This is a genomic window from Dactylosporangium sp. NPDC000244, from assembly GCF_040300725.1.
In the GTDB taxonomy this organism is placed as follows: Bacteria; Actinomycetota; Actinomycetes; order Mycobacteriales; family Micromonosporaceae; genus Dactylosporangium.
In genome coordinates, this window is the sequence record NZ_JBEPEH010000009.1 from 13,346 (window position 1) to 31,540 (window position 18,195).

19 protein-coding genes are annotated in these 18,195 nt (G+C 72.7%); 10 read left to right on the forward strand and 9 right to left on the reverse strand.

What is annotated here, in order from left to right; genetic code table 11:
* Positions 1 to 166 precede the first annotated feature (166 nt).
* Genes ABT369_RS14160 through ABT369_RS14175 form a run of 4 tightly spaced genes read right to left on the reverse strand, consistent with a single transcriptional unit; the run spans position 167 to position 5,075 of the window.
* Complete coding sequence (locus ABT369_RS14160) at positions 167 to 784, reverse strand: GNAT family N-acetyltransferase (protein ID WP_350612166.1); 618 nt, start codon at positions 782 to 784, stop codon at positions 167 to 169.
* Positions 781 to 2,067: a molybdopterin molybdotransferase MoeA gene (locus ABT369_RS14165; protein WP_350612167.1), complete on the reverse strand. Its 1,287-nt coding sequence runs from the start codon at positions 2,065 to 2,067 to the stop codon at positions 781 to 783. Before ABT369_RS14165 ends, ABT369_RS14160 begins: the two co-directional genes overlap by 4 nt.
* Positions 2,064 to 2,996, reverse strand: coding sequence for a UTP--glucose-1-phosphate uridylyltransferase (locus ABT369_RS14170; protein ID WP_350612168.1), 933 nt, complete (start codon positions 2,994 to 2,996; stop codon positions 2,064 to 2,066). The genes ABT369_RS14165 and ABT369_RS14170 overlap by 4 nt, the downstream gene beginning before the upstream one ends.
* Before the next feature lie 9 nt (positions 2,997 to 3,005).
* Complete coding sequence (locus ABT369_RS14175; protein ID WP_350612169.1) at positions 3,006 to 5,075, reverse strand: GGDEF domain-containing protein; 2,070 nt, start codon at positions 5,073 to 5,075, stop codon at positions 3,006 to 3,008.
* Between the two features lie 6 nt (positions 5,076 to 5,081).
* Between ABT369_RS14175 and ABT369_RS14180 the strand changes: the two genes are divergently transcribed.
* Together ABT369_RS14180 and ABT369_RS14185 are read left to right on the forward strand one after the other, a co-directional pair.
* Entirely contained in the window at positions 5,082 to 5,747 is a 666-nt protein-coding gene (locus tag ABT369_RS14180; RefSeq protein WP_350612170.1) for a 5-formyltetrahydrofolate cyclo-ligase, read from the forward strand.
* A 3-nt stretch (positions 5,748 to 5,750) separates the two neighbouring features.
* Positions 5,751 to 6,089 carry an FmdB family zinc ribbon protein gene (locus tag ABT369_RS14185; protein ID WP_350612171.1) on the forward strand — a complete coding sequence of 113 codons (339 nt, stop codon included), beginning with the start codon at positions 5,751 to 5,753 and terminating at the stop codon, positions 6,087 to 6,089.
* Between the two features lie 55 nt (positions 6,090 to 6,144).
* Here the strand turns inward: ABT369_RS14185 and ABT369_RS14190 are convergent, their stop codons facing one another.
* Positions 6,145 to 6,327 carry a hypothetical protein gene (locus ABT369_RS14190; protein WP_350612476.1) on the reverse strand — a complete coding sequence of 61 codons (183 nt, stop codon included), beginning with the start codon at positions 6,325 to 6,327 and terminating at the stop codon, positions 6,145 to 6,147.
* Positions 6,328 to 6,412: 85 nt separating this feature from the next.
* On the opposite strand from ABT369_RS14190, the gene ABT369_RS14195 reads away from it, so the two are divergent.
* Together ABT369_RS14195 and ABT369_RS14200 are read left to right on the forward strand one after the other, a co-directional pair.
* On the forward strand, positions 6,413 to 6,559 hold the full coding sequence (locus ABT369_RS14195; RefSeq protein WP_350612172.1) for a hypothetical protein: 147 nt from the start codon (positions 6,413 to 6,415) through the stop codon (positions 6,557 to 6,559).
* Between the two features lie 62 nt (positions 6,560 to 6,621).
* A complete protein-coding gene (locus ABT369_RS14200; RefSeq protein WP_350612173.1) occupies positions 6,622 to 6,924 on the forward strand; it encodes a translation initiation factor 2 in 303 nt (100 codons plus the stop codon).
* A gap of 10 nt (positions 6,925 to 6,934) precedes the next feature.
* Here the strand turns inward: ABT369_RS14200 and ABT369_RS14205 are convergent, their stop codons facing one another.
* Positions 6,935 to 7,417 carry a DUF2231 domain-containing protein gene (locus ABT369_RS14205; RefSeq protein WP_350612174.1) on the reverse strand — a complete coding sequence of 161 codons (483 nt, stop codon included), beginning with the start codon at positions 7,415 to 7,417 and terminating at the stop codon, positions 6,935 to 6,937.
* Between the two features lie 114 nt (positions 7,418 to 7,531).
* Between ABT369_RS14205 and ABT369_RS14210 the strand changes: the two genes are divergently transcribed.
* The 3 genes from ABT369_RS14210 (at position 7,532) to ABT369_RS14220 (ending at position 10,809) form a co-directional block, all read left to right on the forward strand.
* Entirely contained in the window at positions 7,532 to 7,966 is a 435-nt protein-coding gene (locus ABT369_RS14210) for a Fur family transcriptional regulator (RefSeq protein ID WP_350612175.1), read from the forward strand.
* Positions 7,963 to 8,778: an oxygenase MpaB family protein gene (locus ABT369_RS14215; RefSeq protein WP_350612176.1), complete on the forward strand. Its 816-nt coding sequence runs from the start codon at positions 7,963 to 7,965 to the stop codon at positions 8,776 to 8,778. The genes ABT369_RS14210 and ABT369_RS14215 overlap by 4 nt, the downstream gene beginning before the upstream one ends.
* 129 nt (positions 8,779 to 8,907) lie before the next feature.
* On the forward strand, positions 8,908 to 10,809 hold the full coding sequence (locus tag ABT369_RS14220; RefSeq protein ID WP_350612177.1) for a hypothetical protein: 1,902 nt from the start codon (positions 8,908 to 8,910) through the stop codon (positions 10,807 to 10,809).
* Here the strand turns inward: ABT369_RS14220 and ABT369_RS14225 are convergent.
* Both ABT369_RS14225 and ABT369_RS14230 read right to left on the reverse strand, forming a co-directional pair.
* Entirely contained in the window at positions 10,790 to 13,606 is a 2,817-nt protein-coding gene (locus ABT369_RS14225; RefSeq protein ID WP_502891746.1) for a glycoside hydrolase family 9 protein, read from the reverse strand. The genes ABT369_RS14220 and ABT369_RS14225 overlap by 20 nt on opposite strands.
* Positions 13,607 to 13,688: 82 nt before the next feature.
* Positions 13,689 to 14,588, reverse strand: coding sequence for an oxidoreductase (locus tag ABT369_RS14230; protein ID WP_350612178.1), 900 nt, complete (start codon positions 14,586 to 14,588; stop codon positions 13,689 to 13,691).
* Positions 14,589 to 14,672: 84 nt separating this feature from the next.
* Here ABT369_RS14230 and ABT369_RS14235 point away from each other — a divergent pair, with 84 nt between their 5' ends.
* Positions 14,673 to 15,248: a TetR family transcriptional regulator gene (locus tag ABT369_RS14235; RefSeq protein WP_350612179.1), complete on the forward strand. Its 576-nt coding sequence runs from the start codon at positions 14,673 to 14,675 to the stop codon at positions 15,246 to 15,248.
* On the opposite strand, the gene ABT369_RS14240 is transcribed toward ABT369_RS14235, so the two are convergent.
* Positions 15,245 to 15,643 (reverse strand): thiol-disulfide oxidoreductase DCC family protein, encoded by a 399-nt coding sequence (locus ABT369_RS14240; protein WP_350612180.1) that lies wholly within the window; start codon positions 15,641 to 15,643, stop codon positions 15,245 to 15,247. The two genes, ABT369_RS14235 and ABT369_RS14240, sit on opposite strands and share 4 nt — an antisense overlap.
* 100 nt (positions 15,644 to 15,743) lie before the next feature.
* On the opposite strand from ABT369_RS14240, the gene trxA reads away from it, so the two are divergent.
* Together trxA and ABT369_RS14250 are read left to right on the forward strand one after the other, a co-directional pair.
* Positions 15,744 to 16,148, forward strand: a complete 405-nt coding sequence (gene trxA / locus ABT369_RS14245) for a thioredoxin (protein ID WP_350612181.1) — start codon at positions 15,744 to 15,746, stop codon at positions 16,146 to 16,148.
* A 62-nt stretch (positions 16,149 to 16,210) separates the two neighbouring features.
* Positions 16,211 to 18,190, forward strand: coding sequence for an intein-containing Rv2578c family radical SAM protein (locus ABT369_RS14250; protein ID WP_350612182.1), 1,980 nt, complete (start codon positions 16,211 to 16,213; stop codon positions 18,188 to 18,190).
* Positions 18,191 to 18,195: the final 5 nt, after the last annotated feature.

Here is an 18,195-nt window from a genome sequence, read left to right on the forward strand (position 1 = left end):
TCGTGCGCCGGTCCCCCCAGGCGCGCGAGTCATCCAAGTCTGTGGAAGTTACAACGCGGTAACTCCGTTTCATGACCTTACGACGCGCCGGGGCCGGTACCACGTCAACACGCAGGAGGAAACGCCCGAAAGGGCAAATCGGATTTGTCCGAAAAGACCGAAATGTCTAGGTCGAGGCGAGGGTCTTGTGCCAGCGGGCGAGCAGGCCGCCCTCGCCGGCGAGATCCTCGGTGGTCATCGCGTAGCCGAGGTGGTCGCGCCAGTCGCCGTCGATGTGCAGGTACCGGTGGTGGTAGGCCTCCTGCCGGAAGCCCAGCTTCTCCACGACCCGCCGGCTCGCGGCGTTGTCCGGGCGGATGTTGACCTCGATGCGGTGCAGCCCGCCGACGGCGAAGGCGTGGTCGACGACCAGGGCGAGCGCGGTGGGGATGATGCCCTTGCCGGCGACGCGGGAGTCGACCCAGTAGCCGGCGTAGCCCGAGCAGAACGCCCGCCGCACGATGTTGCCGAGCGTCAGCTGCCCGACGAGCCGGTCCTCGTAGCAGACCGCGAACGGCATCGCGGTGCCGTGGCGCGCGGCCCGGCGCAGGTCGGCGTGGACGGCCCGGAAGGCGGCCACGGAGTTCAGGTCGTGCCAGGTGCCGTACGGCGTCGGCTCCCACTTGCCCAGCCACTGCTCGTTGGCCCTGCGCACCTCGGACCACGTGCGCGCGTCGGATCGCCGGTACGGACGCAACGTGACCGGACCGTCCTTGAGGACTGCGGGCCAACCGGGCTGACTCATCGCCGCCTATCCAAGAGTATGACGTCCACCGTGGAGCCTGCGGCCGCGCTGATGACCTTCTCCCCCAGCACCATGAGGCCGTTGGCGTCGGCCAGGCCGGAGAGGGTGTACGGACCACCGGCGAGCGGAGCGACAGTGTACCCGCCGCCGCGGCGCTCGGTGATGTACGCGGGCCGGAACTCGCGCATCCCGGAGGGCGAGCTGACCGTCTCCAGCAGGTGGGCGCGCACGCTCGGACGGAACACGGGATCGGCCCCGGCCAGCAGCTGGATGACCGGGCGGGCGAGCACCTCGAAGCCGATGAGGGCCGCGCCCGGGTCGCCGGGCAGGCAGACGATCGGCACCCCGTTGGGGCCGCCGACCGTTCCGTAGCCGAGGGAGCTGCACGGGTACACGGAAAGATCGGAGAAGACGACGGTGCGCGAGAGGATCCGGCGCACCATGTCGCCGGGGCCGGTGCCCGTGCCACCGGTGGTGATGATGAGGTCGGCCCGCAGCATCTGGTCGTCGAGCAGGCCGCGCAGGCCCTCGGGGTCGTCGTCGCAGATGCCGACGCGGTACGCGTGCGCGCCCGCCTCCGCGGCGGCCGCGGTCAGCGCGTGCGAGTTGGCGTCGACGACCTGGCCCGGCTGGCTGGCCCGGCCGACGTCGACGAGCTCGTCCCCGGTCGCGATGACCACGACCCGCGGGCTGGGGCGGACCACGACGTGCCCGATGCCGCTCGCGGCCAGCACCGAGACCAGCGGCGGGGTCACGTAGGCGCCGGCCCGGGCCAGCATCGCCCCGGCCGGCAGCTCGTCGCCGGCGCGGCGCACCCCGTGGCCGCGCTTCGTGGGGTGGTACACCTCGACCGCGGCCATCCCCTGGTCGGTCATCCCGGGCGGGACCACCACGTCGGCGGAGACCGGCATGAGCGCGCCGGCCGCGACCGAGAAGCAGGTGCCGGGGGTGAGGCGGACCGGGCGCCAGCTCGAGGCCACCAGGTCGCCGACGACGCTGAGCCGGACCGGCCGGCCCGGCTGAGCGTCGCTGATGTCGTCGAAGCGCGCGGCGTAGCCGTCGATGGCGGCGTGGTCGAACGCGGGCACGGGGCCCGGCCCGACCACGTCCTCGGCGAGCACGTTGCCGTGCGCCGCGGTGATCTCGAGGTCCAGCGGGGGCAACGGGCGCAGCCCACGGAGCACGCCGGCGAGATAGTCGGCGAGGGGGACGCGCGCGTTCGGCCCGACGCCGGCGTCGCGCGCCGCGTCGTGGTGGGAGCCCGTCGCTGGAACCGCTGTCACCCGCGCAGATCCTTCTCCACGAACTGGGTCAGCCACTGGCTGAACGCGTTACCGAGGTCGTCGCGCTGCACCGCGAGCTGGACGACCGTCTGCAAGTACCCCAGGGGCATGCCGGTGTCGTACCGGGTGCCCCGGTAGACGATCCCGTGCACCGGGGTGCCCTCCGCCAGCAGCAGCGCCATGGCGTCGGTGAGCTGGATCTCGCCGCCGGCCCCGGGGCCGATGCGGCGGATCGCGTCGAAGATCTCGGCGGGCAGCACGTACCGCCCGACGATGGCGAGGTTGCTCGGGGCCTCTTCCGGCTTGGGCTTCTCGACCAGCGCGGTCACCTTCACCGTCTCGCCGGCGTCGACCTTGAGGTCGCAGGGCTCCACGGCGGCGATGCCGTAGCGGTTGGTCTCCTCGGGGTCGACCTCGATGAAGGCGAGCACGATGCCGCCGGTCTGGGCCTGCAGGTCGAGCATGGCCGGCAGGAGGGGTTCCGCCTCGTCGCAGAACTCATCGCCCAGCAGCACCGCGAAGGGCTCGGGGCCGATGTGGGACTCGCCGTAGGACACCGCGTGCCCCAGCCCGAGGGGTTCGGCCTGGCGGCAGGTGTAGATCTCGGCGAGCTCGGCCGGGCGCTTGATCGCCTCCAGGCGCTTGGTGTCGCCCTTCTCGATGAGGCGGGCCTCCAGGTCGGGGCGGCGGTCGAAGTGGTCGACCATCGAGGTCTTGCCCCGGCCGGTCACCAGGAGGATGTCCCTGATGCCGGCGGCGGCCGCCTCCTCGACGATGTACTGGAGCACGGGCCGGTCGACCACCGGCAGTAGCTCCTTGGGGACGGCCTTGGTTGCCGGGAGGAAGCGGGTGGCTAGCCCCGCCGCCGGGATCACGGCTTTGACAGCCCGCTGACGCGTCGCGGACTGGTGAGGAGTCGTGTCAGGCATGTAAGCAGGCTAGCCGCCGCGGCTCTGTCGCGGTGGTTGCGACGCCTTTGGCGCGCCGGGCGTCACCTCGGCGCTCGCCTTCGCGCCACCGCCACCCGCGGCCAGCCGATACGTGTCGCGCCCGCCGGCCTTGGCCGCGTACAGGGCGTCGTCGGCCGCCTCGAGCACCGCCGCCCCGGTCGCGCCGTGGTGCGGAAACACCGCGATGCCAATCGATACGGTGACGGGAATCCGACGCGGCGCCGGGGCGCCCGAGGCCGACACGACGAGCACCGGGCTGCGCCGCACGGCCGCGCCGAGCCGCTCGGCGAGCGTGGCCGCGCCGGCCGCGTCGGTCTCCGGCAGCAGCACCACGAACTCCTCGCCGCCCTGGCGGAAGGCGAAGTCGACCTCGCGGATCTCGGCGCGCAGCCGCCGCGCGAACTCGGCCAGCACCGCGTCGCCCGCGGCGTGGCCGTAGCCGTCGTTGACCTCCTTGAAGTGGTCCAGGTCGAGGGCGAGCACGGCCAGGTCGCGGCCGAAGCGGCTGGCCCGCTCGACCTCCCGGCGCAGCGACTCGCGCAGGTAGCGGTAGTTGGACAGGCCGGTCAGCGGGTCGGTGAGGGAGAGCCGCTGGGCCTCCTCGTGCACCCGGACGTTGTCGACGGCGACGGCCGCCTGCCCGGCGAAGGTGCGCAAGGTCACCAGGTCGGCGTCGTCGAACTCGTCGAAGCCGTGCCGGTCGTAGAGGGCGAGCACGCCGCGGGCGGCCGGCGGGCGCTCGGTCGACGGCTCCAGCCCGGTGGTCGGGCCGGCCGCGGGGGCGGCGATGGGCACCGCGACGTACGTCACGCACCGCGGCTCGTTCGCCGAGAGCGCGGGCCCGTCGCGGTCGACCCGCCCCCGCCGCGGCTCTCCGGACGCGGCGACCGTGCCGAGCAGCCCCTCCCCCGGCGAGAGCCGCAGCTCGGTCACGTCGATGCCGCCCGGGATCGCGGTCAGGCCCTCGGCGACCTGGCCCCGCAGCTCGACGCCGGCCGGGTCGGCCATGAGCACGACCCCGGCCTGCGCGCCGGTCGCGGCCGTCGCGGTCTGCAGGATCACCTGGAGGATGCGCTCGAGGTCGTGCGTGCCGGCGAGGGTGTCGCCGAGCACGCCGAGCTGGCCGCGGAGCTGGTCGCGGCTGGCGGTGAGGGCCTGGACGTATCCCTGCATCTCCCGCGTCATGCGGTTGAACGTCTGCCCGAGCCGCCCCACCTCGTCCTGGCTGCGCACGGGCACCCGGGCGCCGAGGTCGCCGTCCGCGACCCGCTCGACGGCCTGGGCGAGCTCGGTGAGCGGCTGCGTGGTCGAGCGGGCCAGCCACCAGGCGACGCTGATCGCGACCAGGCCCGCGCAGACGACGACGGCGACGAGCACCGCGTAGAGGCCCTGCACGTCCGGGGCGGGGACGCTCACGGCCAGGGTGAGCGGCTGGCCCGGCTGCGGGTCGAGCCGGCGCACGAGCCGGCCGCCGTCGGTGGTGCCGGTCGCGCCCGGCACCAGCCCGCGCGCGAGCTCGGCGATGGCGGCGTCCTCGGCGGTGGGGGCCGGCCCGGGGGCCAGCGAGCTGACGCGCACCCCGCTGGCCGAGGCGAGCCAGCCCAGCAGGGTGGAGTCGACGGGCTCGACGGCGTACGCCCGCCCGGCCCGCCGGCCGTTCACGTCGAGCACGTCGACGGAGGCGGCGAGCGCGGCGAACGCGTTGCCGGTCGGCGCCGCGCAGTCGGCCCAGGGCCGGGGCGGCAGGTCGCCCGCGCTCGCGAGCACGCCGCCGTCGGGGCCGGTCACCTCGACCGTGCGGGCCAGGCCGCGTCCGACGGCGGTCTGGGCCGCGTCCGGGCGGTCGCCGAGCAGCGCCGCGGTCTCGGCCGCGAGCCGCAGCCGCTGGCAGGTGACGGCGAGGGCGGCCCGCAGGTTGTCGGCGCCGGCGCCGAGCCGCTCGGAGGCACGCTGGTCGCTGACGGTGGCCACGGCGATGCCGACGAACACGGCGCCGAGGAGCACCGGGCCCAGGACGACCGCGAGAAAGGCGGCGGTGAGGCGCGCCCGCAGCGTCATGATGCGATGCTGTCACAGATCGGGAGGAATCGAGTGGTGCTGCCTGGGGTGTCCCCCAAAACCGAGCTCAGAGCGCACATCCGGTCCGTCCGCCGGGCCATGCCGGCCGCCGATCGGGCGAACGCGGACCGCTCCCTGGTGGCCGCCGTGCTTGATCTGGTACCGGAGGCAGGCGCCCGGACCGTGGCCGCCTACGTGCCGATGGCGTTCGAGCCGGGTGGCCCGGAGCTGGTTGCCGCCCTGGCCCGGGTGGCCGAGCGACTCCTGCTGCCCGTCCTGCTCGACGACGGCGACCTGGACTGGGCGCCGTACGACGGAACCCTGATCGAGGGCCGCCGCGGCATGCGCGAGCCGACCGGCCCGCGGCTGGGCCCGGACGGGATCGGCCGGGCGGACCTGCTGCTGCTGCCGGGGCTGGCCGTGGCCGAGGACGGCATCCGGCTCGGCCAGGGCGGCGGCTCCTACGATCGGGCCCTGCACCGGGCCGGGGCGCCCGCGCTCGTGCTGCTCTACCCCGGCGAATGGCGGCCGCGGCTCCCGGCCGAACCGCATGACCAGCACGTCTGCGGAGCGTTGCTGGGTTATGACCCCGCGCACGTCCATTGGACGAAGGGGTGTGCGATACCGCATCATTGGCACTCGAAGTATCAGAGTGCCAATGATGGAGGCTGAGCGGTGCCTACCTACCAGTACGCCTGCACGGTGTGCGGCCACCAGCTCGAAGCTGTGCAGTCGTTCACCGACGAGCCGCTGACCGAGTGCCCGCAGTGCCAGGGCCGGTTGCGCAAGCAGTTCTCGGCGGTGGGCGTGGTGTTCAAGGGCTCGGGCTTCTACCGCACCGACTCCCGCAACTCGGGCAAGTCCTCGTCCTCGTCGTCCACGAAGACCGAGTCTTCCAAGAGCGAGACGAAGAGCGAGTCGACGACCACGAAGACGGAGACCAAGACCGAGTCGAAGCCGGCCGGCAGCACGACGTCGTCGTCTTCTTCCGGCAGCTCGTCCGCTTCGTCCTGATCTCCGGCGGCAGAAACGCCCGGTCCGCGAGCGGGCCGGGCGTTCTCGCGTGTCCTTAGTCCCAGTGCGGCGGGCGGTCGGAGAGCAGGCGGTCGTCGTTCGTCGCCGCGCGCTCGCCCCAGCCCGAGTCGGTGTCGTCGGTCGTGTGATCCGGGAGCACGACCAGTTCGTCGGCGAAGTCCTCGAAGCTCACTTCGCGCTGCTCATCGGTGGGCGCCCACCCGTTCGTACCAGCCACGGCAGCGAGACTACTCCCGCGAGTTTGCCGGAAAGTGGCCGAATGACGACAGTCGCCTTCGGGGTGCACAGGTCACACTCGCGGCATGACACAACCCACCCCCGAGCCCGTCGCCGACCTCCCCGCCGACGAGCAGGACACGCTTCGCCTGCAGCAGCACACGGACCAGCCGGACCCGGACGCGACCCGCCCGATGTCCCTGGCCGAACTGCGCGAACTCGGCAACGACTGACCCCGGCGCCCGTCACCGGGGTGAACCGACCGGCTCACCCCGGTGATGGGTACTGTCGACGCGTGAGCGACGACGCGTACTGGCGACGCCCCGCCGAGGGCACCGAGGCCGCGCCCCCTCCCGCGCCGCCCGGGCCCCAGAGCGTCCCCTACACCGGCGCCCCGCGCACCACCCCGCCGCCGCACGGCTGGCGCCCGCCCGTGGTCGAGCCGCCCGCCCCGCCGCGCACGCTGCCGTCCCAGGACGGCGAGCACCTCGACCGCGAGGAGCAGGCGGCCACGATCCTGACGAAGGGCATGGGCATCTTCGCCGGGGCCGTGCTGGTGGTCGTGCTCCTGATCCTCTGCGGCCGCGCCCTGTTCTAGAAGCGCTGTTCTAGAAGCCGTCCCAGACCATCTTGGCGCCGGAGTCGCCGGTCTTGTACACGTAGAACGCCGCGGCGACGGCCAGCACCACCGACAGGCCGGCGGCGGCGTAGTGCGCCGCGGCCGGGGCCTTGATCCTCGCCGAGCCGTCCCGGGTCGCCGGGATCATGAACGCCATGACCAAGGCCACCACCGCCAGCCCGAGGATCACCCAGAACAGCGTGTCCGCGTACTCCTCGTGGCTCTCGATCGCCGCCCGCATCTGCGGCGACTGGAACGCCTTGTTGGCGCTGAACGACTCCCCGGACTCCTTGGCGAAGAACACCGAGCCCGGAGCCAGGATCGCGAACGCCACGAGCGGCCAGCGGATGTGCCGGCGACTCGCGGGCCACACCCCGTAGAGGACCGCGACCAGCGCCAGCAGCGGCACCAGCACGACCGCCGCGTGGATGAACAGCGGGTGGGCCGGAATACCGGCTACACGATCGAACACGAAGCCTCCTTCAGATACGGATCCTCCCCGCGGGGGCGTACCCGCGGGCGAGTTCCGGGGTTCAAGAGTCCGGAAACATTTGAACGGTTCCAGGCTGCGTGGTCTCATGGAAGTGTGTCGGGTGAAGATCTGCTGCGCGCCCGGGGTCTGCGAGTGACGCGACCCCGGCTGGCCGTGCTGGAGGTCCTCGAGCAGTCCCGCGGCCATCTCGACGTCGAGCAGATCGCGGCCCGGGTGCGCTCGCGCCTGGACACGGTCTCGACCCAGGCGGTGTATGACGTGCTCAGCGCGCTGTCCCGGGCCGGGCTGGCCCGCCGGATCGAGCCGGCCGGGAGCCCGGCGCGATACGAGTCGCGGGTCGGCGACAACCACCACCACGTGGTGTGCCGCGGCTGCGGCGAGATCGCCGACGTGGACTGCGCGGTCGGCGAGGCGCCCTGCCTGACCCCGTCGCAGGCCCACGGCTTCGTGCTGGATGAGGCCGAGGTCACATTCTGGGGGCTGTGCCCGGCGTGCCAGCTCAAGCGGGCCGAAGAAATGGCGCAGTGACCGACCACGGCCTCTTCGGTCCCGACTCGGTCACGTGGCGTGTGCACCGGGAGCCGATGGTCACCGTGGGCGGGCTGCGCAGCCTCTACCTGCAGGCCCTGCACCCGCGCGCGGTCGCCGGGGTCGAGCAGAACAGCCGGTACCGCCAGGACCCCTGGGGCCGCCTGGCCCGCACCTCGACCTACGTGACCACCGTGATCTACGGCACCACCGAGGAGGCCGAGCGCGCCGGCCGCCGCGTCCGCGCGCTGCACGCCCGGATGACCGCTGTCGACCGGCGCACCGGCGAGCGCTTCCGCGTCGACGAGCCCGAGCTGCTGCGATGGGTGCACGTCACCGAGGTCGAGTCGTTCCTGAGCGCGGTCCTGCGCGGCGGGCTGCGGCTCTCCCCGGAGGAGTCCGACGAGTACTTCCGCGAGCAGACCCGCACCGCGGCGCTGGTCGGCCTCGACCCGGCGACGGTCCCCGACTCGGTGGCGGCCGTCGAGGCCTACTACGCCTCGATGCGGCCCGAGCTGGAGCTGACCGCGGACTCGGCCGCGACCGGCATCTTCCTCACCGTGCCGCCGCTGCCGTGGGGGCTCGGCCTGACCCCGGTGCGCGGGGCGGCGTTCAGCGTGTCGGCGCTGGCGATCGGCCTGCTGCCGGCCTGGGCGCGCCGGCTCTACGGGCTGCCGGGCCTGCCCGCGACCGACCTGGTGACCTCGGTCAACGCCCGGATCGCGGGCCGCCTGCTGCGCGCGGTGCCGATCGAGTGGATCGAGTCCCCGGCTCGCAAGCGCGCGATGGAGCGGCTCAAAGCGCGCAACTGAACCCGGGTCCGCACCGTTCAACCGGGCGTGACCCGCTGGCTCCCGGCGCTCACCGTAGCCGCCGCCGTGACCGCGGTCCTGATAGCCCTCAAAACCGACATTTACGATATCGCATGGTATTTCGCTTACGTGGGCGCCGCCGTGGTCCTCCCCGGCACGCTGATCTACCGGGTACTGCGCCGCGACGCGCACAGCCTGGTCGAGGACCTGTCGTTCGGCACGGCCGTCGGGCTCATCGCCGAGACGGCCGCCCGCCCGATCTGGTGGGCCTGGCCGATCCTGACGGTCATCCTCCTGCGCCGCCACCTGCGCACCCCCGAATACCCGCACCGGCCGACGAGGGGCTGGTCCTGGTCGGTCGCCGCGGTGGCGATGGGCTTCGTGGCGTACCTCACCTGGGCCTTCCTGCGCGTGAACCCCCCGGTGCCGACCGGCCGCCCGGCCGACTACATGATCGACCAGCTCAACCTGCTCGCGGTCGCCGCCGACCTGCGCCACCACTTCCCGCTCGCCGTCCCCGAGCTCGGCGCCGAGCCCCTGCCGTACCACTGGTTCGCCTACGCGCACCTCGCCGCCGCGGGCCGCCTGACCGGCGTCGACCTGCCGGTGCTGTGGTTCCGGCTCGACCTGCCGGCGCTGGCCGTGCTCGCGGTCGTCCTGCTCGCCGTGGCCGCCTGGCGGGTCACCGGGCGCGCGTGGGCCGGTCCGATCGCGGCGGCCCTGATGTACACCGTGGGCGAGGCTGTCCTGCCCGCCCGGGCGCCCGCGTTCTTCGGCACGATCACCGCGTACTACTCCTGGTCGAGCCGCTCCGTGCTGTACGCCTCGGCGCTGTCCATGCCCTTGATCGCCGTGCTCGTGCGGATCCTGCGGCGCGAGCACACGACGCGCACCTGGCTGCTGCTCACCGTGCTGGCGGCCGGCGTCGCGGGCGCGAAGTCGACGGTGCTGCCCGTCGCGCTGGCCGGGCTCGTCTGCGCGGGCCCGCGCCGGGCGTGGCGGCCGTTCCTGGTCCTCGCGGGGGTGACCGGGCTCGCCGTGCTGCTCTTGTACGGATCCGAGGGCGGCGGCCTGACCTGGGCCCCCTTCGGCATCATGGCCGACTTCGCGCGCGGCCGCCCGGTGGTGATCGCGGCCGGCCTGGGCGCCTACGCCATCGCGATGGGATTCCGCCTGGCCGGGGCGCTGTTCGTGCCGCGCCCGTGGGGCCCCGTCGAGCGCTTCCTGGCCGGCGCCGCGCTGGCGGGCTTCGCCGCGACCGTGCTGATCTGGCACAACTCCTGGGGCCAGCACTTCTTCGCGATCGCCGGCTTCCCGTTCGGCGCGATCCTGTCCGCGGCCGGAGTGCGCCGGGTCCCGCTCGCCGGCCTGCTCGGGGCCGCCGGGGTGGCGGCCGCGGCCTGGACCGCGACGATGCCGCCCGCCGACCCGGTGGTCCCCGTCTACGCGTTCGCCGCGCTGACGCTCCTCGTCGCGGCGGCCACGCGCTCGAAGCCCGCCGCGCTGGTCGTCGTGCTCTTCGCGGGCGCCGCCGGGCTGCCCTACGACGCCGTGCACCACGCCAACCTCGGCACCGCCTATCACGTGCGCGTCACCCCCGACCAGGCCGCCGGCGCCCGCTGGCTGCGCGCGCACAGCGCACCGGACGAGTACATCGCCACGAACGTGCATCGCGTCGGCTCCGGCGAGCAGGGCCGCCAGAGCCTGGCCTACTGGATCTCGGCCTACTCCGAGCGCCGGGTCCTGCTGGGCAGCTGGGGCTACTCCCCCGAGTCGAACGCCATCCAGGCCGCCCGCCACGGCGTCGGCCCGGCCCTGGACTACTGGGACCCGGCCCGCCTGCGGGCGAACGACCTGGCCATCTACGAGCCGACCCCGGCCCGGCTGCGCTGGCTGCGCGACCAGCGGGTCGGCTGGATCCTCGTCGACCGCGCGCAGGGCCGGGAGTCGCCGCGCCTGGCGGACCAGGCCTCCTACGCCTGGTCCGCCGGCGACATCGTGATCTATCGGCTCAGCGCGCCGTGCAGGTGAGCGTGGCCGGGGCCGAGTTCGTCCCCGAGTAGCTCGCCCCGAAGCCCGGCGCGACCGAGGCCGCGGGGGCGAGGGCGCCGTTCCAGTCGGCGTTGGCCACGGTGACCGCCGTGCCCGACTGGGTCCACACGCCCGACCAGCCGTTGCTGATCTTCTGGTTGCCCGGGAACGTGAACGAGACCGTCCAGCCCGCCAGCGCCGTGGAGCCGGTGTTCGTCACCGTCACCTCGCCGTTGAAGCCGTCGCCCCACTGGTTGGTGACCTTGTACGTGGCCGAGCAGGACTTGCCCGTCGAGCCGCCGGTCGTGGTCACCGACACCGGGTCGGACGTGGTGGAGAGGTTCCCGGCCGCGTCCTTGGCCCGCACCGCGAACTGATACGCGGTGCTCGCGCTGAGTCCGGTGACGTTGGCGGTCGTACCGGTCGTGGTGGCCACGACCACCGGGCCGGCCGTGCCGCCGAGACGCAGCACGTCGTACCCGGTGACGCCGACCGCGTCCGTGGACGCCGCCCAGGTGAGCGTCACCCCTGAGGCGGTGATGCCCGAGGCCACCGGCGTGCCGGGCTTGGTCGGCGGGGTGACGTCCCCGGTCTGGGCCGAGGTCGTGACCGTCCCGGCCGGCGAGGCGCTCGAGGCGTTGCCGGCCGCGTCGAGCGCGACGACGGTGAACGAGTACGCGGTCGACGGGGTCAGCCCGGTGATCGCCAGCGACGTCGTGGCGCTGGTCCCCACGAGGGTGCTGCCGTTGTACACGCCGTAGCTCGCCACCCCCACGTTGTCCGTGGACGCGGCCCAGGTCGCGGTGGCCCCGGTCGCGGTGACGTTCGTGAACGACGGCTTGCCCGGCGCGCTCGGCGGCGTGGTGTCGGCGGGGCCCGAGCCGGGCGCGTCGCCCCAGACCTTCGTGGTGCCGTCGAACAGCGTCATGCGGCTGTTCGCGGCCTGGGTGCTGCCGGCCGGCAGCGACCAGTCGTTCGACGGGTCCCAGGAGCCGGCGCTCGTGATGCGGAACTGCACCTCACGCCGCCACGCGGACTGCCCGGCCGGGGCGATGTTCTGCCCGGTGCAGCTCACGGTCACGTAGTACGTGCTGCCGCTGACCAGCGTCGGGCCGGTCGGCGCCGAGCACTGATTGTAGGCGCTCGTCAGCGAGATCTGGCTCGGCGTGGTGGCGCCGTCGAGGGTGAAGTAGTAGCGGAAGGAGCCCTGGGTCAGGGCCCGGGCCGGCCACGCCGACTTGTTGTAGACCAGCGCCTTGACCTCGGTGAAGTTCGTGCCCGGGGTGTTGATGGAGGACTCGATGTACATCTCGGGCCCGTCCGGGGTCTCCGCGACCGGGAAGTTCGCGAGCGCGGTGCCGCCGTACTCGCTGTACATGCGGGCCAGGGCGCTGGTGAACCCGGCGTTGTAGTCGGTGGCGACCTCGTTCATCGTGTAGTCGTTGCGGCTGTCGGTGTAGGCGTCGTTCGGCGACGTCGGGCCGCCGACCAGCGCGCCGTAGAGCGTGTGGCGGGACTGCGCGGGCTCGTTGATGTTGTCGCTCCAGGAGCCGTGCGCGGTGCGGTGGTGCGGGTTCTTCGGCGGGTTGGCCCCGAAGCCGATCATGTAGCTAGAGCTGCGCGGGTTGTCGCCGAGGATGTAGTTGATCTGGCGGGCGCCGAAGTCGTGGTAGCGCGCCTTGCGGGTCGCGTCCGTGAGGTAGTCGCTGTAGACGAACGCGACGAAGGAGGTGTTGGCGGCGTACCGCAGCGACCCCCAGCTGTCGAGGACCGCCTCGCCGCCGGGGGACGTCGGCACCTTGGCGCCGTTGACGCCCACGGTCCAGTAGTCCAGCCAGCGGTTGGCGTCGTCGATGTACTTCTGCTTGCCGGTGAGCTTCGCCAGCAGGACGTAGCAGCCGTACGACTTGTCGTCCCAGGCGATCGTCCAGCGGTACGACTTCGTGGTGGTCTGGTTCTCGTTGCTCAGGTTGTCGTAGCCGCTCTCGGCCTTGGCGAGGTAGCTCGCGTCGTTCGTGGCGCGGTACAGCCAGATCGCGCCCCACACGAGCTCGTCGTTGTAGCCGCTCCACGAGTTGTAGTAGCTCGCGGCGTCGGTGATGCAGTCCGAGTACTTCTTGCGGACCGTGTCGGCGAAGGTGTACAGCTGCTTCGCGTGCGTGACCAGGGTGTCCGCGTAGGTGGGGTCGGTCGGGCGGATCACGATCGAGGAGGCGGCCATCGCGGCGGCGGTCTCACCGGCCAGGTCGGAGCCGCCGCAGGTCGCGTCGATCTTGTACGCCGGGCGCGCCATCGGCATCACCTCGGCCGGCCCCCACCAGGCGTGGTCGGGGTTGCCGCTGCCGATCTGTCCATAGAGGACGTTGGCGCTCGGGTGCGCCTTGATGAAGTAGTCGTTGACGAACTTCAGGTTGTTGACCAGGTTCGTCAGCTGGCCCGAGCGGGCGTAGGCGTCGCGGTACTCGACCGCGCCCCAGGCCAGCATCGTGGTCGAGAACGCCATCGGGAAGCCGAACTTCACGTGGTCGCCGGCGTCGAACCAGCCGCCGGTGAGGTTGAGCCCGACGTCGGAGCCGTCGTTCATCGCGGAGTTGCCGCGCCAGTTCACGCGGTTCCACGACGGCTTCGGCCCGGACTGCTGGGCCTCGTAGAACCAGATCGACTTCTGCAGCGCCTCGGCGTAGTTGTACGACCCGGCGGCGTGTGCGGACGGCTGCTGTATGGCGACCCCGAGCGCGGCGGCCGCGGCCATGCCCACGGCCGCGAGCGCGCTCAGCCACTTCTTCCTCTGTCGCATCGATCTTCCTCCCTGGCGACTGGCGTGCTGGGATTGAACCCAGCGGCGCCCGCCATCCGGAAAGGAAACCTGCGTATTCGCGCTATCGGCGCAGGTCAGCACCTGAAAGTTGCACGTCCGTGAGCTGCTGCGACAGCTCCCACAGCCGCCGCGCGTCGGCCGCGTCGGTGGCCTTCGGGTCGGGCCGCACGACGCTGGGCCAGCCGCGCATCTCGCGCCACCGGTCCGGCCCGATGAACTGCCCGCTCTCGGCCGCGGGCTCGGTCGCCGCGTACAGGATGTTCAGCGCGCCCTGCGCCGCCGGCATGGCGAACATCGCGTTGCCCATGCGCATGAACCCGCGCAGCGCCCCGGTCGGCCCGCTGAGCTGGAGGTTCGTCGCCGAGTATCCGGGGTGGGCCAGCAGGCTGCGCCGCGCGTCGCCGGCCGACCGCAGCCGCCGGTCGAGCTCCAGCGCGAAGAGCACGTTGGCGAACTTGGACTGGCTGTAGAAAGCCTGCCGGTTGTACTCCCGGGCGCCGTCGAGGTCCTCGTAGTGGATGCGCCCGCCCCGATGCAGCCCGGAGCTCACCGTCACCACCCGCTCGGTGACCAGGTCGAGCACGAGCAGCGTGAGCGCGAAGTGCCCGAGGTGGTTGGCCGCGAACTGCAGCTCGTGGCCCTGCGCGCTGAGCCGCCGCGGCGGCATCATCACCCCGGCGTTGTTGACGAGCACGTCGATCGTGCCCCGCTCGTCGTGCAGCGCCTTCGACAGGGCCCGCACGCTGTCGAGGTCGGCGAGGTCGAGGCGCCTGAGCTCGGTGCTCCCCTGAATCCGCCGCCGCGCCGCCTCCCCCTTGCCGAGGTCGCGGACGGCCATGATCACGTGCGCACCCTTGCGCGCCAGCACCTTGGTGGTCTCGAATCCCAGCCCACTGTTGGCCCCGGTCACCAGAAACGTCTTACCGGCCAGCGCCGGCACCTGCTCTTCGGTCCACCGCATGAGTCCCAAGATGCCACCGGCGGCACTCAGTGTCAACTAGGCCTCTGGATGCCAAAGTTGCCCACGGGGTCGTACGATGATCGGGTGAGCCTCGTGGAACGCAAGCGCCAGCTCGTCCGGGACGAGCTGGCCGAGGCCGCCCTGAAGCTGGTGGCCTTCCACGGCTTCGAGGAGACGACGATCGACCAGATGGCCGCGGCCGCGGGCGTGTCGCGCCGGACGTTCTTCCGCTACTTCCAGTCCAAGGAAGACGTCATCATCGAGTTCCTGAGCGACCTGGGCCGCAAGCTGAGCGAGGCCCTGCATTCCCGCCCGGCGTCGGAGCCGCCGGCCGAGGCGGTCCGCCAGGCGTTGCGCGTCTTCACCGACAAGTTCTGGGAGCACCCGGAGAAGTCGAGCCGCCTGGCCCGCGTGACGGTGGAGACGCCGGCGCTGCTGGGCCGCTACCTGGAGCGCCAGACCGCCTGGAAGCAGACCCTGACCGCCGAGCTGGCCCGCCGCATGGCCGTCGACCCGTCGGCCGACCTCCGCCCGTCGGTCCTGGTCGCGGTGGCGTTCGCGGCCTTCGACACGGCGCTGACGCGCTGGGCCCTCAACCCCGGTGAGGACTTGAACGCCCTGGTCGAGGAGTGCTTCGCCCTCGCCTTCCCGGGCTCCTAGGCTTTCGCTCGCGCGGGGTGGTCCGGCGGGAGGGCGCAGGCGGCGGTGCCGCCGGGCATGCGGTGGCGGTTGCGGGCGACCCAGCGGTAGACCGGCCAGGCCAGCGCCGTGATCGGGCGCAGCCCCAGCACCGCCCCCGCCGCACGCCAGCCGAACCCGGCCCGGCGCAGCAGGTCGGCGATGGCGACCGGGCCCGCGGTCACCCGTCCGGGGGCCACATAGCAGACGGCCGAACTCACCTGCTCCTCGGTCAGGCCCAGCTCGGCGAGGTCCGCGAACTGCCAGGCGAGCACGTCCGCGGCGGGCCTGATGCGCCGCTCGATGAAGCGGGCGCATGATGAACAAAAGGCACAGTCACCGTCGAACACGAAGACCGGGCGGTCGGTCGCAGCCACGTGACCATCATCCCTCGGATCGGTTGGGAATGCCGGTAAGGGGTAGCTGGTTATGACGGTGCATACCCGAGACGCCCTGAGGGATCGGAGCTGAAGCAGCATGGCAACCGTAGAGCTGACCGCGGAGAACTTCGCCGAGAAGATCGGCGCAGAGGGCATCACGCTCGTCGACTTCTGGGCTTCCTGGTGCGGGCCGTGTCGCAATTTCGCGCCGGTGTACGAGCGCGTGTCCGAGCTCAACCCCGACATCACCTTCGGCAAGGTGGACACCGAGGCCGAGCAGGTGCTCGCCGCGGAGTTCAACATCCGCTCGATTCCCACACTGATGATCGTGCGGGACGGCGTGGCGCTGTACTCCGAGCCCGGTGCCCTGCCCCAGCAGGCCCTCGAGTCGCTGATCCAGCAGGCTCGCGACCTCGACATGACCGAGGTCAAGGCCAAGGTCGCCGAGGCTCAGGCGGCCCAGCAGTCCGCCGAGGAGAGCGACTCCGTCACCAAGGCGTGACGCCCAGTAGTAGGCCGTCCAATCGCCTTGCATCCCGTTAGAACGCGTGTTCGAATGAACTCGTGCGATGGGACAACCTCAAGGCGACTGGCGGTCCTGGCACCGGAGACCCCGGGCGGCCGCGAGCACTACCGCTCGCGCTGCCCGGGGCCGTCGCCCGGACCTTCGACACACCGGAGTTCCGCGGCATCACGTTCTACGAGGTCCAGGCCAAGTCCCTGATCAACAAGGTGCCGGGCGCGTCCCGGGTGCCGTTCCAGTGGACCATCAACCCCTATCGCGGGTGCTCGCACGCCTGCGTCTACTGCCTGACCGGCGACACCGCGATCCTCATGGCCGACGGCACCAGCCGGCCGCTGGCGCAGCTGAAGGTCGGCGACGAGATCGTCGGCACGGTGCGCGACGGGCGGCTGCGGCGCTACACGACGACCCGCGTCCTCGCGCACTGGCAGACCGTCAAGCCGGCGCACCGGGTCACCCTCGCCGACGGCACCGCGCTGGTGGCCTCGGGCGAGCACCGCTTCCTCACCGACCGCGGCTGGAAGCACGTGACCGGGGCCCGCCACGGGCGCAGCCGCCGGCCCCACCTGACCACCGCCAACCGGCTCGCCGGGTTCGGCGCGCTGCCGCCCGCCCCGCCGGTGGACGAGCCCGCCTACCGGCGCGGCTACCTCTGCGGCTTCGTCAACGGCGACGGCCACGCCTCGCCGGTGCCGCCCGGGGTGCTGCGGCGCGCGCACGACTACGCGGCGGCCTGCGGGGGGCTGCACGCGCTGACCAACGACTCGCGGGAGTTCGCGGGGGCGAGCGTGCGCGACGCCAGCGCCGTGCTGGGCTGGCCGGACGAGCCCGAGCCCGCGTGGCGCCTCGGGTTCGTCGCCGGACTGTTCGACGCGACCGGCTCCCTCGCCGGCGGCCTGCCCCGCTTCGACGTGGTCGACAAGGTCGTCGTCGACTGGCTCGCCGAGTGCCTGGAGCGGGCCGGGTTCGCCGTCGCCGCCGACGATCCGTTCGAGGGCGTCCGCGTGCTCGGCGGGCCCCGCGAGCGGGTCCGCTTCGGCCTGCGCTTCGGCCCGGCCCGGGCGGTCGGCGCCCCGGCCGGCGAGCAGGTGCGCGGCGACGACTCCCTGCGCGTGGCCACGGTCGAGGCGCTGGGCGTGGACGTGCCGATGTTCGACATCACGACCGGCACCGGCGACTTCATCGCCAACGGGGTCGTGAGCCACAACTGCTTCGCCCGGCACACGCACACCTATCTCGACCTCGACGCCGGCCACGACTTCGACTCGCAGATCGTGGTCAAGGTCAACGCGGGCGAGGTGTTGCGCCGCGAGCTGTCGGCCCGTTCCTGGTCGCGCGCCCCCGTCGCGATGGGCACCAACGTCGACGTCTACCAGCGCGCCGAGGGGCGCTACCGCCTCATGCGCGACATCCTGGCCGCCCTGCGCGACCACGCGAACCCGTTCTCGATCCTCACCAAGGGCACCCTGATCACCCGCGACCTCGACCTGCTGCGCGAGGCGGCCACGGTCACCTCGGTCAGCCTGTCCATGTCGGTCGGCTTCGTCGACGAGGCTCACTGGCGCGCGGTCGAGCCGGGCACCCCGAGCCCGCGCCGCCGGCTGGACGCCATCCGGCGGCTGTCCGACAGCGGCTTCGAGGTGGGCGTCCTCATGGCCCCGATCCTGCCCGGCCTGACCGACACCCAGGAGTCGATCGACGCGACGGTGGCAGCCCTGTCCGCGGCGGGCGCGGCGAGCATCGTCCCGCTGGCCCTGCACCTGCGCCCCGGCGCGCGCGAGTGGTATCGCGCCTGGCTGCTGCGCGAGCACCCGGAGCTGGGGCCGCGATATCGGGAGCTGTTCGGGGACGGGTCGTATGCGCCGCAGTCGTACCAGCGCGAGGTGGCGGCCCGGGTCCGGCTCGCGGCCCGCCGGCACGGGATGCGCACGGGCGGGATCGGCACGACCCGGACGGACTCGACCGGCCCGACGCCCGTGCCAGACCCCGATCACAAGCCCGAGCAGCTGACGCTGCTGTAGGGCTC

What these genes read in the sequence shown, in the direction of transcription:
- ABT369_RS14160 (WP_350612166.1), bottom strand. Translation starts at nt 784, where the DNA reads ATGAGTCAGCCCGGTTGGCCCGCAGTCCTCAAGGACGGTCCGGTCACG.
- ABT369_RS14170 (WP_350612168.1), bottom strand. Translation starts at nt 2,996, where the DNA reads ATGCCTGACACGACTCCTCACCAGTCCGCGACGCGTCAGCGGGCTGTC.
- ABT369_RS14175 (WP_350612169.1), bottom strand. Translation starts at nt 5,075, where the DNA reads ATGACGCTGCGGGCGCGCCTCACCGCCGCCTTTCTCGCGGTCGTCCTG.
- ABT369_RS14180 (WP_350612170.1), top strand. Translation starts at nt 5,082, where the DNA reads ATGCTGTCACAGATCGGGAGGAATCGAGTGGTGCTGCCTGGGGTGTCC.
- ABT369_RS14195 (WP_350612172.1), top strand. Translation starts at nt 6,413, where the DNA reads ATGACACAACCCACCCCCGAGCCCGTCGCCGACCTCCCCGCCGACGAG.
- ABT369_RS14225 (WP_502891746.1), bottom strand. Translation starts at nt 13,606, where the DNA reads ATGCGACAGAGGAAGAAGTGGCTGAGCGCGCTCGCGGCCGTGGGCATG.
- ABT369_RS14230 (WP_350612178.1), bottom strand. Translation starts at nt 14,588, where the DNA reads ATGCGGTGGACCGAAGAGCAGGTGCCGGCGCTGGCCGGTAAGACGTTT.
- trxA (WP_350612181.1), top strand. Translation starts at nt 15,744, where the DNA reads ATGGCAACCGTAGAGCTGACCGCGGAGAACTTCGCCGAGAAGATCGGC.